Origin of the sequence: Dokdonia sp. Hel_I_63, assembly GCF_007827285.1 — a bacterium.
Classification (GTDB): Bacteria; Bacteroidota; Bacteroidia; order Flavobacteriales; family Flavobacteriaceae; genus Dokdonia.
This window is the reverse complement of sequence record NZ_VISD01000001.1, coordinates 1,949,210-1,964,720: the sequence shown is the minus strand read 5'-3', so window position 1 is coordinate 1,964,720 and position 15,511 is coordinate 1,949,210. Positions and strand designations below refer to the sequence as shown.

The following is a 15,511-nucleotide window of genomic DNA, read 5'->3' as shown; positions in this document are numbered from 1 at the left end:
TTTAACATATGGAGTACTTTCGCTCATACTAACCAACCAATTATATTTTGAAATTAAAGAGCTTTCTCCAGGGATTTGGCATTACTGCTGTTGTATTGACATTATTACCACTCATTGCTATAGATTACTGGTGGATACGCGTATTTGATTTTCCGCATGCGCAGCTTACGGGGCTTACATTTATTGCTATTCTTACCTACTTCATACGGTTTGATATAAAATATTACAAAGACTACCTCTTTGTAATTATTCTTATTTCCTGCTTTACATTTCAACTAGGCAAGATTTATGCCTACACGCCTTTTTCTTCGTATGAGGCAAAAGAAAGTACGATTACAGACGCTTCAAATACATTGAAAATTTACACAGCCAATGTTTTACAGAAGAATGAAGAGTACCAACTCTTACTCGACCAAATAGCCGAGAAAAATCCTGACATTGTACTGCTCATGGAGACTGACCAACTGTGGAAAAATGCCGTACACAAAACATTATCTGCAACTTACCCTTATAGTATGCTAGAACCTCTAGATAACACCTACGGGATGTTGCTATACTCTCGCTTACCTATGTCTCAAAACAAAATTAATCATCTTGTAGATAAAGAGATTCCATCTATGGAGGCGATTGTTACCTTGGAGAGCGGTAATCAATTTCAATTATTTGCCATCCACCCTACTCCACCTATGCCACAACATAATCCTATGAGCTCAGACAGAGATACAGAGATGATGACTACGGCACTGCGCGTTTATAAAAGAAAAATGCCAGTGATTGTCATGGGGGATTTTAATGATGTTGCATGGTCTGAAACTACTTCACTCTTTAGAAAAACAAGCACATTACTTGACCCTCGCATAGGTCGTGGTTTCTATAATACTTTTAATGCAAAAAATGTATTGATGAGGTGGCCACTTGACCATTTATTTACCTCAGAAGAGTTTAGAGTGAAAACTCTAGTGCGCACAAAAGATATCAAGTCTGACCATTTCCCGATGTATACAGAGCTTACTTTTGAACCAGCGAAAGCAAAAGAACAAAAAGCAAATAAACCATCTCAGGAAATTTTAGATAGAGCACAGTCACAATTAAAAGAACAGCATCTACTCAATATGGAAATCCCTACAATTATAGGCTCTTAAAGATTACCTATATTTATAGTCTAACTCACAATTCATGCGCTTTATTCTATTAATATGTATTTGTTCTATAGGTATTATTTCTTGCAACAATACGCCAGATGCAAAGACTGTAACTCTTAAAAATTATATTAGGCATCAAGAGGATACTATAGGTTTTGCTCAATATTCATGGCAAATGGATAGTATAATCAGTAGAATAGATGACGCTGATAAACTGCCAAATTCTGAAACCTACAAAGCCGTAATATGCCCACATGATGATTATGGATATGCCGGAGGTTTGTATTACAAAACGCTCTCTGGAATAAAAGCCAAAACAATTATTCTTGTGGGCGTAGCTCACAGAGCAAGAAATTTTGACTTACAAGATCGTATCATTTTTGGGAGTTATGATAGTTGGCAATCTCCGGATGGTCTCATTCCGGTAAGTAACCTAAGAGATAAACTGCTCACCAAACTTAATAAAGAAACATACGTTGTACATGATTCTATGATGCAGTTAGAGCATTCTCTAGAAGCTATAACCCCTTTTTTGAAACGTAAAAACCCTGCTTTAGAAATCATACCCATGCTCGTTCCTTACAATACGTTCCAAAATATGAAGTCCTTTTCTGATGACATAGGAAGTGGTATTGCTGCCCTTATGAAGAAAGAGAATCTTATATATGGTAAAGATATTGCTGTCGTGATTTCTAATGATGCTATACATTATGGCTCTGAAGGCTGGGGAGGCGGTAATCTTGCTCCCTTTGGCACAGACAATACAGGCACAGCTCAGGCTAGGCAGAAAGATCTTGATATTGTCAACGAGACACTCCAGGGAGAACTTACCATAAAAAGGGTTAAAAAGTTCAATGACATCACCATTATGGAGGATGATTATAAGGCTTATAAATGGACTTGGTGTGGAAGATATTCCACTCCTTTTGGCTTACTGCTTGCAAATCGCATAGAGAAACTTACGGCAACACCTAGTGAAGATGAACAATTTTCTAACCTTACTGGCACATTTATAGACTGGCGATCTAGTATACACAATCCCCATATTAAGGTTGATGATTTACACATGGGACACACCGCACAGGCAGATAGCACGCACTGGGTGGCTTATGTAGGTATGTCTTATCAATAGCTTTACAATTTCTCGATGATGTAATTTGCTTTGTGTTACGCTTTCGCGAAAACGTACCTATCATCAATACTATCTTTAACATTAATTGTAACTATTTTAACCCGAGCTTAATACATAAAGGTTCAGCTATCTTGTATATTACTGATTATGATATACTCAGATAAAATAGAAAACAAGAACAACGCTTTTTTAACAGAAACTATCGAATATCTAGAAAATAAGGGATTCGAAAATATTAAGGCAGATGCTGAAGGTTACGAGACTCCTATTTCTTTTAAGAGGCAGGAAACCGGCAACTCTCTTACTCCAGATATCGTAGCCGAAAAACGCGGTATTAAATACTTTTTTGAAGTAAGTTTAAAAAGTTCGAAACCAAAATTATTAAAATCTAAGTGGTTACTTCTAGATACATTAACTAGAATGAAAGATTACCGCTTTAGAATCATAACAACCAAAGGACATCTTAGCTTTACAAGAGATATGATTGCAGATACTAATCTCAACAAAGATTTCATTCGCATATAAATATCAATACAGTACAATCACTTAAAGGGTCTTGCTTATATAAGCAAGACCCTTTTTTATTAACATACTTTAATAGAACTATGGCAACTATTTAGCAGAAAAGAAATGTACATTGGAAAAAATATTTTCTGTGAATAAAAAATTACGCATTTTTAGTAAATCATTATCCTTATCTACGCTATCACTGCTATTTATAGCCTGCGCTGTCCATCGTGACAACTATAGAGATAAGGAAAATAGCATTTTTTTTGACTCCAATTCTAGAGAATACACGAGCATATTTTCTATAGCAAACGCTGGTGCAGCATTAAGTGGTCCAAACGACAAGCTGCTAGATGCGTTGACAGAGAATATTGTGTCATTTTCAAAGGAAGATGACTACCTCTTATTTTTAGGAGATAATGTACACAATAGTAATCTAGAGGATAGCCGAGTAGCTTCTCAACTTGATGCACAATTGTCATTATCTAAGTCTTTCAAAGGAACTTCCTTATTTCTCACTGGAGAACAAGAATGGAATGAGCGCGGTGTGGAAGGACTTGAAGATATTGAGACGTACATTGAAGACTTTTACAAGGAAGAAGACCACTTCTTACCTAAAAATGGTTGTCCGCTAGAGGTGATAAGCGTGAACGATGAGATAGAACTTATACTCATAAACTCACAATGGTATATTGAGGACTGGAGTAAAACGGATGGAATTAATGACAAATGCGAATTAAAAACGCGCACTCAATTTAATGCATTACTTGCTAGCGAAATGCGTAAAGCACGTCACAAAGCAGTGCTTATTGCTATGCATCATCCTCTATACTCAAATGGAATATATGGAGGAGAAATCCCGTCAAGTGTAGTTTATAAGCCCACGTCAGAAAATGCATTTATACCACTTGCAGGGGCCTCATGGTCATTTTTAAGATCACAAGGAGGTCTATCAAAGCAAGACCGATATAATCCTCTTATGAACGAGTTAATGTCTACCATAGAACTAGCTGCGTTTGATGTTCCTAAAGTAATTATAGTTTCTGGTCATGAACGCTCTTTACAGTACATAGATCACGGAGCAATAAAACAAGTAATTTCGGGAACGGGAAGTAGTGTGAAACCTGCCCGTTTAAGCAAGAGAGGACTATTTACCTCAACAAAACCTGGATATACAGAAGTAAGAATTTATGAAGACAACTCGTCATCTGTTCACTTCTTTACTTTGCAAGACGGTGCGTTTAAAGAAGCCTTTAGCCAGAGAGCTTTTAAACAACCAGAACCTTATAACCTTGATTCACTTCCTACGGTATTTCCTAAAACGGTGAAGGCATCTGTGTATCCTGCAGAGGCTGTAAAGAAATCTGAGAAGTATGAAAAATTTTGGGGTAAACATTATCGATATGTATATGGAGTAGAAATTGAGGCACCCGTTGTACTACTCGATACCTTATATGGAGGACTTACTGTAGAAAGAGCCGGTGGTGGAAACCAGACTAATGGGTTACGTCTTGTAACAAAAGACGATAAAGAATATAATATGCGAGCCATTGCAAAAGACCCTATCGCCTTTCTAAAATCTGCTGGGTATAATGACCTTGATGCAGATGATTATTTTGCTGGCACTGTTCCAGCAACTATTATTCAAGATTTTTATACGGCTGCACATCCTTATGGTGCTTTTGCCATTCCAAGATTAGCTGGTGCGATAAAATTACCACATACACATCCTAAGTTATTCTATGTTCCAAAACAGAAAGCCCTAGGTGATTTTAATAAAGTACACGGTGATCAGTTATATATGATTGTAGAAAAACCTGATGGTGATTTTGATAAATCACATATGTTTAAATTTAGTAAAGAGGTAGAAAGTACTCAAGATCTTTTTAAAGAACTTAGAGAAGATGAGCAGCACAAACTAGATGAGAGAACCTATATAAGAGCTCGTATTTTTGATATGCTCATAGGTGACTGGGATAGACATGAAGATCAATGGCGCTGGGCACAAAACCAAGTTGACGAAGAGGAAGGTGTAACCATTTACAGTGCAGTACCTCGTGATCGAGATCAAGTCTTTGCAAAGTTTGACGGTGAGTTTTTAACTCGTATGCAAAGTATAATGAGTGGCATGAGACAATTTGGAAATTATGGTCCAGATATTCCTTACATAGAACAATTTAGCGAGAGTGCAATTAATCTAGACCGCTCTGTGGTTTTACGATCAAATAAGTCTGTATGGCTTGAAGAAGTCGCATACATCCAACAACATATTACACCAGACGTTATTTCAAAAGCATTTAGCGAAGCGCCAATGGAAATTCAAGATAACATATGGAAAGGTATTCAGGCAGATTTACTAGCTCGTAAGGATCGCCTAGATGATATCGTAGATAGATACTACAATCATTTCCTTAAATTTCAAGTATTAAAAGGAACAGATAAAGACGACCATTTTGACATCACAAATCTTGATAATGGTGATGTGCACATAATGGGATATAGAATAAAAGATGGTGAAAAAGGCGCATTACTTTTTGACCGCACATTTTCATCAGAAACCACAAATGATATCTGGATTTATGGTCTTGATGACAAAGATATCTTTAATGTTCAAGGATTATTAAAAAGTCCTATAAATATAGTCTTATCAGGAGGACTGGATAATGATAGTTATACTATTGAAGGAGGAAAAAATGTCACGCTCTATGACCAAAAATCTTCCAAAAATAATATCATAAATAAAGGAAAGGCAACTAGGCACATAGATGACATTTATGAGAATCGCATTTTTGATACAGAGCGTAGACCAGATAACGCAGGTAGCTTTGCACTTCAAACCTCTTATAACCCTGACGAAGGAATTACTCCAAGTTTTAAATTCAGTAAATCTACAATAGGCTTTGAAGGGAATCCGTTTACAACAAAATTTGAATTAGATGCGCGCTATATTTCTCTTACGCAAGCCGCAGATGTAAGAATAGCTTGGCATAAAGCACACCTCTTCCACGATTGGAATTTTAAAGTTTTTGGACGAGCGACTACAGCAAATTTTACAGAGAACTTTTTTGGCTTAGGAAATAGTAGCACTAATGAGAGCAGATCATTTGATGATAATCGTATTAATACGCAATATCTTATGGGTGGTGTTGGTCTATATTACAACGGAGAGTATGGGACTAGCACAGGAGTAAACATCACTTATGAAAATATAGATACAGTATTCAATAATGAGCCCTTAATAACAGCTGTGCAATATTTAGGAGTGAGTGGTTATTACAACTATCACAGTATAGATAATGAGCACTTTCCCACTCGCGGTATGGAAGTATCATTAAAAGGAGGATTCCTTGATGAGCTTACAAATACAAATACTGTTGGGATTATAGATCCGAGCATAAGTTTATGGAATGCCATTGATAGATCAAGAAATCTTGTAATTAAAACAACTGTGACGAGTCAGCTACGTTTTGGAGATAAAATACCTTTTTACAAAGCGGCAACCTTAGGAGCAAATAATGGATTGAGATCTTACAGACAAAGCCGTTTTATTGGCCAGCAATCCCTAGCAGGCTCGGTAGATATAGCATACTTATTTAAGCCTATAAAAACAGCTTTCTTTCCAATAAGAATTGACACCTATGCTGGATATGATACTGGAGGAGTGTGGAGCGAACTCAATGAAAGCAACACGCTACACTATAGCTATGGTGGCGGTCTCAATGTATCTACTGCTGGAGCACTAAAGGGAACTTTAAGCTATTTTAATGGACCAGAAGGTGGGCGATTGGGCTTTGGAATCTCACTAGGATTATAATTGACTAACAGTTTTAAAATTACGCTTTCGCGAAAGCGTAAATAAAAATTTACCCATTAGTAAAGGATCAAATCTTAGTCTTGCACTAGCTACAAGTTGAAAATATTACGCATAAAAAAAGCTCCCTGTTTGGGAGCTTATTTTTTATACATAATAACGAGATGGTAAAGTCTTGCTATGAAATATTATTACAGTCTCACACCGAATCTAAAGTCAATTCTTACTCCATCTTCTCCAGCAAAGGCACCTAATTGACCTGAAACAGTATCTATCATATTCAACCAGAAACCTCCACCGAAATCATTGTGCCACTTCTCACTATCTTCTCCATCAAGCCATACACGACCTACATCTCCTCCACCAAAAACACCTATTTGGATAGGAATTAATCCTGTAGAAAATCTATTAAAACTATATCTCAAATCTGCTGAACCAGCTAGTGCTGATTCTCCTGTAAATCTATTGAATCTATATCCTCTCAAACCAGAATTTGCACCTAAAGATGCGGCCTGATAGAACTCATAGTCATCACCTATACGCACTTGAGCTTGCACAAGTGTTTTAAGGACTAACTTTCTGTTTTTAGATAGTGCATTGTAGAACCCTAATTTAGGATTTACATATGCATACATTCTACTACCATCGCTTATGTTGCGCTTTGCACCTATTACTGTTGCAAAATCCATTCCTCTCGTAGGATTAGCTTGGTTATCTGCACTTACATAAGTATAAGCTCCTTCTACACCTATAAAAGATTGCCCTCCAAAGAAATTACTGCGATCTGGTGTAAATAAGCTAGCGTCATCAATCACTCGGCCACCTGTAGGTTCGATTTCAATACGCTCATAATTAAATACAAATCGCAATCTACTACCAAAGGTGTTGTCACTCTCTACTCCTATATGTGCGCCTACTTCTCCATTACGAACTCTGTTGAAGTCTAAACCTAAATCATCATCGTTATTTACAGTCTCGTTACCAAAACCAAAGAAGTTACGAGAAAAAGCTTCGTTTGTAAACTTACCTCCTACTATCAAGTTCCACTGTCCAAATGCGTTTGCAAAATTTCCTTCATATTTTAAACTTAGGTACTCCGTAGCAAATGAATAAGTTCCATTTAGCGTATGCTTACTACTAAATGGATCATTCTTAAAACCATTTGTAGTAAACACATCATTTATTCCTATCAAGAAACCATCGTCAGGATTAAAACCTATAGCTGGTAAAATGTTATTTGCATAACTCTTTTTCTTTAAAGGGTCATAGGTATTAAACGTATAGATATTTGACATCTTGAAACTGGCACCTCCTTTTTCTTTAATAGTGTTGGGTAAAGTTTTGTGCTCGTATATTTTAAGACGGCGACCATCTTTAATTTCATAGATATCATTGTTTTGTCCTCCTACAATTTTCATTCTTATAGGCGACTTTCCTTCTCCACTTACTTTAAAGCTATCATCATCATCAAGACCATAAATCCATATCTCACCGGTCTCATCGGCGTTAATTACGCGATCTACAAAAGGTGTTTCAATTTCTCCACCTTTAATTCTTGAGATTTGAACTCTAGTCTCCTTATCATTACGAGTAATTTCAAAATGATCATCCTTATCTGTTCCAGTAAGTACTACCAGCGAAGCCAGATAATCATAATATTCACCTGCGATGTCAACAATGTTGCCTCTACGTTCTTTAAGGCTTTTCTTAATTTCATCTACACCTACGTCTTGCACTTCGAGAGGTAGTTTTGTAAATGCTCTAGCGATATCTTCATCACTAAGATTATCTTGTATATACTGAGCTTGTGCTATCCAATCCTTCTTTACAGAGTTCTTGGTAAGCGCTCTATCCATCTTAATACCTGCCTCGTTGATCCACTTCACGTTTTCAAGATCTCCATCGTAATTTTGGAATTGTCTAGATGCGGGGATTAAAGTTTTAAGTAAGCCTAAAATAGCACCATCAAACTTTGAAAATACCTGATCTCTATCTCTTGGGATAGGTTTATATATTTTCTTTCCATCACTATCAAAACGTGCCCACCTCCACTGGTCTGCATGACGGTCCCAGTCTCCTATAAGCATGTCAAAAATACGTGCTCGTAAATAAGAGTCTTCATCTACTTGATACTTCTCATCTTTACGTAGGTTTTCATAGAGATCATCTGTACTGTCAATACTATCAGGGTTTCCAAAAGATGGTACATCTAGAAAATCTTCGTCTGGGCGTTCTTCTATAATATATAATTCATTACCGTAATCTGCATTATACTTACCTAATGCATCATGTTTTGGAACATAAATTAAGCTAGGATTTGTGTGATAAATACCCACTGCATCAGAGAGCTCTGCCACCGCAAGGGAAGCATATGGATGTGCAGATGTATAAAAATCTAATATTAAATCCTCTGTAAATGTATCTCTGAATTCTTCTTGAACAAAAACCTCTTTAAAAGCAACACTTTGCAAGAACTGCACGGCGCTTTTTCTCACTGCTCTTAAATTATAAGCTCTTCCGTCTTTATCTTTTAATCGTAATGATCTTGTCTGGTGACCACCACCCTTACGGTCAACTGTAAATCCGCCCATGAGTGTATCTAGCGTAGCAACTTTAGCCGTTACTGGAGTTCCGTAAACAGCTCTATAATGATCTCCCCATAGTGACTCATGTACATCTGACACATCTGTATTATTCTGAGCATACACCGTAGCCATTACAGTCTCTGGATATATTTCTGGTAGCGAATCTAAATTTACTTCCTTACGAGGTGCAAAAACCTCTTTTGTGTATAGTAACGTAGGTTCTCCTTGATTTGCCGCATAAAATCTTACAGATGAAGATTCATCTTCATATATGTCTAAAATAGCAAATCCTTGACCTCCGTAAGAAAACAAACCATCGTCTCCTAAAGCTGCGGCACTGTTCTTTGCTCCTGCTCCACTCACAATCTGTTTTATACCATCATGCTCTATATATTGGATACTATGCTCGTGACCTGATGCAAAAATCACTTTATCTGTATCTCTCGCAAGTACAGAGATGCGTTGCATTAACTCATTATATTGCTTGTTATAGCGATCTTGAATTGACACTCCACCTTGTGATCTTACTTGAGTGACAAGAGAGGCAAGTACTGGAAGCGGCAGATTGCTTTGTGTAGGATATAACTGCTTTCTTATACCATATTTACCACCATGAATCCCATTTGTATACATAGGGTGGTGCATTGCTACAAGTATTGTCTTTTCGTTATTCTTTTTGAACTCATTTTCTATTTCTAAAAATAAATCAGTTCTATTTCTAATATCGCAATTATCATTTATTGTAGGATGCTTGTCCCAGTCTTCTAGATACCACTGCGTGTCAATGATCATTAATTCCACAGAGTCGCTTATGCTTTTCATTTCAATAGGACATCCATTTTCAGGTTGAAATGCTTCCTTATCATCTAGCGCATCTTCTATATATTTTTCTTGACGCTTTACACCTTCAACACCATCTGCGTACCAGTCATGATTTCCAGGAATAAAAAAAGTTTTTCCCTTAAAGTTTTCGACTGCCGCTACTTGAATATTTAATCTGCGCTCAGCTTCGGCTCTTTCTGGATTATTCTTTGATGGAAGTCCAGCATCATAAATATTATCACCTAAAAAGATTGCATAGTCATTTTCTGTTTGCGCTGTGTCTATCACTTTCTTAAACGCATCAAGGGCATAAGTACTACCACCATCTTTATCTCCTCCTGCATCTCCTATGAGGTAGAAGGTTTTATGAATACGCTTTCGCGAAAGCGAACTGTTATCAAAACGAGAAGGCTCGCTTGACTCATCTGCATATTTAGGCGAATAAGTCGCACAACTACTAAGTAAAATGGCTACTGAGAAGTTAAGAAAACGGTAATATTTGTTCATGTCCTTGTTTTTAATGTACATTAGAGGTCTAACAGGCTTATAGTAACTATGACTGAACTACTAGAAAAGACAGATAGATTTATTTCTGAACTATTTGATAATGAACTACCTAAGACATGTATATATCATAACTATGTCCATACCAAACGAGTACTTAAAAGTACCCAAGAAATAATTGATAATAGTGAAGAAAGTCTTAAAGATGAAGAAAAGCTCATCTTACAGCTTAGCGCACTACTACATGACATAGGGTATGTAGATGGAACCGAAAATCATGAAGCACGCAGTGCCGAAATGGCTGAAACGTTTTTGAAAGAACAGGGCGTTGAGGCTACTATTATAGAAGAGGTGAAAAAAGTGATTCTTGCCACAGACATGCGCGTAGAACCACAAACATACCTAGAACAAGTTTTAAGAGACGCAGATGCTTCACATTTTGCCAAGGATTATTTTCCTGAGGCTAGTGAGTATTTACGTCAAGAATTAAAAATAAAAGGTATTAAAGAGTTTACCACGGAGGAGTGGAATAAGGCAAATATTGAGATGTTCACCATAAAACATCGCTATTATACGCACTATGCCCAAGAAAACTGGAAACCGAAAAAAGATAATAACCTAAACGATCTCACCAAAGCAAGAAAGAAAGCTAAAAAGGCACGTAAAAAGGAAAAACTAAAAGTACAACTTAAAGATGCTAGCCCAGAAAAAGGAATCCAGTCTATGTATCGCATCGCGCTACGCAACCATATTAAATTAAGTGATATTGCAGATACTAAGGCAAACATATTGCTTTCTGTAAATGCGATTGTGATTTCTCTTGCTCTTGCAAACCTGATCCCAAAACTAGAGTCTCCTAGTAATGCTCACCTTATATATCCAACGGCGGTATTTGTACTTTTTGCCATGATATCGATGATTATGTCAATTATTGCTACACGACCTAATGTAACAAGGGGTGAGTTTGACAGAGAAGATGTAAAATTGAAAAAGGTGAACCTATTATTTTTTGGTAATTTTCATAAAATGAAACTTGAAGATTATGAATGGGCTATAGGAGAAATGCTTCAAGACAAAGATTATATCTACTCTGCCCTTACTAAAGATTTATATTTTCTAGGAGTTGTACTCGACAGAAAATATAAGCTCTTAAGAATAACCTATAATATTTTTATGGTGGGTATCATTATATCTGTACTAACGTTTGCTGTGTTCTTTGCTTACAGAGATCAAGCAGTAGAAGTCATGGAGGACGTAGAAAGCCTCACTAATATGGTGACAACACTATTATAAAAAGCAAAACGGGTTCTTTACAGAACCCGTTTTTTTATGCTTTCTTAATTTTTTATTTCCTCAATGAGATCTTCATAGGTGTAAAATTCTTTTGTCTCTTTACCTATTACTTTTTTATATAATACATTCACACGAATAGCCTTTAATCCGGTAACAGCTTGTAAGTCTTCTAGCTCAAGAATTTCTACTTCATTACCTAAGTGATTCTTTAACTGTAAGAAGTTAATGTATCTGAGATACTCTTGCTCATCTGCTTCTTGTGAGTAGACTATAGTGATTTTTCCAGCTTGTGTTATACGTTCTGTAGTTCCTTTTATGAAAGCCTTATCTACACGCTTCTTTACAACTTCATAACGAGCGTTATAAGTTCCATCTACATCAAACCTCTTCTCATCCATACGATATCGCACAGATAATGAAGTATTAAACACTAATATCATAGAAGCCACCTCAAGTGGGTGATCCATTTTTTGCGCAAGCGAAAAGTGCTCATTCTCCATTTCGCACATTACCTGAAGCTGCCATAAACGTAAGTTATAAAGATAAATCTTATTAAAGCTATTATGCTTTGTTATAGACTCACCTACATACATATTGTGCTCTACCCCATCGGTTTTAAAGAGTTCAAAAAAGTGAGGATACATCATTTGCGCCTCCTTTTGTTTGCGCTGTAGTACAGACGCTAGACGTTTATTTAATAACATTACAGACTCATCATAAAACTTACGATGTCGATACACAAGGCCAAGACTATCTTCGATCTGACTTCTATATGCAGTAATTAATTCATTGAGTTCATCACTCTTTTCTAGTAAGTGAGTAAATAACGGTCTGATATTTTCACTCAAGAATTTTAATATCTTTCGTTCACTATCTACCTCTAATTTTTCTTGTGTCCTTTCTAAAAAATCATTTAGATTAAAAATAAGCTGCTCATATATAGGTAGACTTTCATTAGTCTTAGCCGCCTCTAAAATGGCGATGGCATTGTGAAGTTGTAATAAAATATCTTTTTGTGTCGCAGCATTACGAGACTCTGAAGATCCTTTAATATCAATCTGTCCAAATAACGGATAAACATCTTTAAATACAACATCCCTATATTGAACGTTGTTATCCCCTTCTATCTGCAATCTTAAATATCGTTTTGCTTCCTTTTCAAATTTCCAGTACACACTTTTATGAATAGATGTACATTCATTTTGAATAATTAGGTCTATTTCATTTTCTTGTTGCTCCTTGTTACGTAATACAGCATCAATAAGATACGGCATTATGTCTGCAAGCTTATTTGCATTTATACTATTAAGCGCTCCTTTATTAGGGGAGGCTAGCTCTAGAATACCTAATAAAACACCTTTGTGACGTATTGGGGCTAGAATAACACTTTTTATCCCCTGGTCATAAAGATTTTGATACATCTTTATACTCTTATCGCTTTTGTGATGTTTTGCAATATCTGAAACCGCAAAGTAGTCTCCAGTATTAAATACAGCATCATAAGACCCTTTACAAAGTATCGTATTACACGACGCTTCTGTATCTCCATATAATAGATAACTACTTATATCCTTAAATGGCACAAGCTCAAAGGCCTCGTCTTCCTTATTATAATTAGAAAAACCTATTTGTAATTCTGGAAGATCAAAAATGGCTTGAAAAATTCTATGGAAGTCATGTGTAAAGTTTATGTCCTCATCTTCATAACGAAGTAAGCCAGACTTAAAATCTGATATTGAAACTTCAGTAGTGGCATCATATAAATTTGCTATCACAAAGCCTTTGAAAATATAACTGTGCGGAGGAAATTTTTCTTTCCACATCTCTATATTATCAAAATTATCTAGCAGTACGTTTACTTCTTCTTCTGTTATTTGAGGTGTTCCTTCCTTACGTTCTATATCTATATAATCCCCATTATAGAGCATTCTATAAAAACGTGTCATACCCAAACCATCAGGAATTTCATAGTAAAATGGACGTCTAAAGTCTATTTTAAAACCATAATACTGCATTAGGATAATGCTACATCCCATGAGGTAGTAATGGTCTGCATTAAAATTCTTTATCTCTGGAATAAAATTATCACCTGCATTGAGAAGTATATTATCATACCTCTGCGTAGATTGTAGCACAGCCTCTTGAAAAGGCATAGATGCAATTTTTATTTCATTCTGCTGCAGTACTTCTGGAAATAGCTCACTAAGAAGATCATCAATTTGATTCTTATAGCTCCCTATAGTCTCTAGATTATTTATTCCTGATTCTAATTCTGGATAGTCAGAAATAATTTCCATTATTTCTGTTGCACGTCTTTTTAATCTTAAATTATCTGAAGTAAGATTGTTTTTATAATGACTCACTAATTTCCCTACACTAAAATGTAATTCTAGTGGAAACTCTTGATCTTTAAAATGTACTCCGCTTTTCATAAAATGGGTCTTCAAAACTCCTCTTCTCTTCTTTATTAATAACTGTAAACCTTATTTTTGTTATTATAAAAATATGATCTCATGAAACAATTACTAATTCTTGTAATTTTATTCTCTTTATTCTCCTGTGGAGATAATAATAGTACTCCTATAAAAGGTACCGCTGCTGGTATGGCTGATGGTACGTCACTTATCTTAGAGGAATTAGGGCCTAATAATAAACGTATTCCTTTAGACACTGCCGTTGTAAATGCTGGTAAATTCACTTTTACAAAAGCTATAACAGAAGGAACTGGTTTATTAATACTAAGTGAAGCTACAGCTACTAGCCAACTTTTGCTAGTAAAAGATGAGCAACCACTTACTCTAACTCTGTACAAAGATAGCTTATCTAGCTCTTTAGTCACAGGTAGTATAGAAAATGAGTTGTTTAATAATTACCGTATGACTGCTATGCAGACTAATAAAAAGAGACAAAAGCTCATTCAAGAGATGCAAAAGGCACAGAGAGAAACAGATGGAATTAAGGTAAACATTATCCGTGACCAAATAGCAGCCATGGACACGCAATTTATTACCGATAAAAAAGCAGTAGTTGAGAAAAATACTGACAAAATGGTCTCCGTAATCGCACTATCTGACTTAATAAATGAGAAAGTCTTGAAAATTGAAGAGTCCGAAGCATATTATAATAGTCTTTCTGAGGATATTCAAAACTCTACTGTGGGAGAAAGTGTAGAAAACTATATCGCACAACTCAAGTCACAACGTATCGCTAGCGGACTTGCCAGTATAGGAAATAAAGCTCCTGAGTTTAGCGCAAAAACTCCAGAAGGTAAAGAACTTTCACTCTCAGAGACTTTAGGTAAATACACCATCATTGACTTTTGGGCTTCATGGTGTCGCCCTTGTCGCATGGAAAATCCTAATGTTGTAAATGTGTATAATCAATATCATGATAAAGGTCTTAACATCATTAGTGTATCACTTGATAGACCAGATCAAAAAGAAAGATGGCTACAAGCTATAAAAAAAGATAAAATGGATTGGTACCATGTCTCAAACCTACAGTTTTGGCAAGATCCTATCCCTAGAAGTTATGGGGTAAGAGCAATTCCTGCAACATTTTTACTTGATGAAAATGGCGTTATTATAGCAAAAGATCTAAGAGGTCCTGCACTAGGAGCAAAAATGAAAGAGCTACTAGGGGAAATATAGCACTTTAAATCACAAACTATTCTAAAAAAGCATCGCTCCTATCGTGATGCTTTTTTACATTTACT

General features: G+C 36.0%; 8 protein-coding genes. 6 read left to right on the top strand and 2 right to left on the bottom strand.

Annotated features, from left to right (window positions below):
- The first annotated feature begins 47 nt into the window (after positions 1-47).
- The 4 genes from JM84_RS08610 to JM84_RS08595 all read left to right on the top strand — a co-directional run bounded on the left by JM84_RS08610 (position 48) and on the right by JM84_RS08595 (position 6,595).
- Complete coding sequence (locus JM84_RS08610) at positions 48-1,142, top strand: endonuclease/exonuclease/phosphatase family protein (protein WP_013752414.1); 1,095 nt, start codon at positions 48-50, stop codon at positions 1,140-1,142.
- A 34-nt stretch (positions 1,143-1,176) separates the two neighbouring features.
- Positions 1,177-2,274 carry an AmmeMemoRadiSam system protein B gene (gene amrB / locus JM84_RS08605; protein ID WP_013752415.1) on the top strand — a complete coding sequence of 366 codons (1,098 nt, stop codon included), beginning with the start codon at positions 1,177-1,179 and terminating at the stop codon, positions 2,272-2,274.
- 147 nt (positions 2,275-2,421) lie between these two features.
- Positions 2,422-2,799, top strand: coding sequence for a hypothetical protein (locus JM84_RS08600; RefSeq protein ID WP_013752416.1), 378 nt, complete (start codon positions 2,422-2,424; stop codon positions 2,797-2,799).
- A 130-nt stretch (positions 2,800-2,929) separates the two neighbouring features.
- The gene (locus JM84_RS08595; protein ID WP_144783742.1) at positions 2,930-6,595 is read left to right on the top strand and encodes a hypothetical protein; all 3,666 of its coding nucleotides are present in this window, start codon (positions 2,930-2,932) and stop codon (positions 6,593-6,595) included.
- Between the two features lie 188 nt (positions 6,596-6,783).
- Here the strand turns inward: JM84_RS08595 and JM84_RS08590 are convergent, their stop codons facing one another.
- Positions 6,784-10,506 (bottom strand): metallophosphoesterase, encoded by a 3,723-nt coding sequence (locus tag JM84_RS08590; protein WP_144783740.1) that lies wholly within the window; start codon positions 10,504-10,506, stop codon positions 6,784-6,786.
- Between the two features lie 48 nt (positions 10,507-10,554).
- On the opposite strand from JM84_RS08590, the gene JM84_RS08585 reads away from it, so the two are divergent.
- Entirely contained in the window at positions 10,555-11,796 is a 1,242-nt protein-coding gene (locus tag JM84_RS08585; RefSeq protein WP_013752419.1) for a Pycsar system effector family protein, read from the top strand.
- Between the two features lie 44 nt (positions 11,797-11,840).
- Here the strand turns inward: JM84_RS08585 and JM84_RS08580 are convergent, their stop codons facing one another.
- Positions 11,841-14,228: a GAF domain-containing protein gene (locus JM84_RS08580; RefSeq protein WP_013752420.1), complete on the bottom strand. Its 2,388-nt coding sequence runs from the start codon at positions 14,226-14,228 to the stop codon at positions 11,841-11,843.
- 81 nt (positions 14,229-14,309) lie between these two features.
- Here JM84_RS08580 and JM84_RS08575 point away from each other — a divergent pair, with 81 nt between their 5' ends.
- The gene (locus JM84_RS08575) at positions 14,310-15,446 is read left to right on the top strand and encodes a TlpA disulfide reductase family protein (RefSeq protein WP_013752421.1); all 1,137 of its coding nucleotides are present in this window, start codon (positions 14,310-14,312) and stop codon (positions 15,444-15,446) included.
- Positions 15,447-15,511 lie beyond the last annotated feature (65 nt).

Bases quoted from the DNA above. Each gene is read 5' to 3' on its own strand.
- JM84_RS08590 (WP_144783740.1), bottom strand. From the start codon at position 10,506: ATGAACAAATATTACCGTTTTCTTAACTTCTCAGTAGCCATTTTACTT.
- amrB (WP_013752415.1), top strand. From the start codon at position 1,177: ATGCGCTTTATTCTATTAATATGTATTTGTTCTATAGGTATTATTTCT.
- JM84_RS08585 (WP_013752419.1), top strand. From the start codon at position 10,555: ATGACTGAACTACTAGAAAAGACAGATAGATTTATTTCTGAACTATTT.
- JM84_RS08580 (WP_013752420.1), bottom strand. From the start codon at position 14,228: ATGAAAAGCGGAGTACATTTTAAAGATCAAGAGTTTCCACTAGAATTA.
- JM84_RS08600 (WP_013752416.1), top strand. From the start codon at position 2,422: ATGATATACTCAGATAAAATAGAAAACAAGAACAACGCTTTTTTAACA.
- JM84_RS08575 (WP_013752421.1), top strand. From the start codon at position 14,310: ATGAAACAATTACTAATTCTTGTAATTTTATTCTCTTTATTCTCCTGT.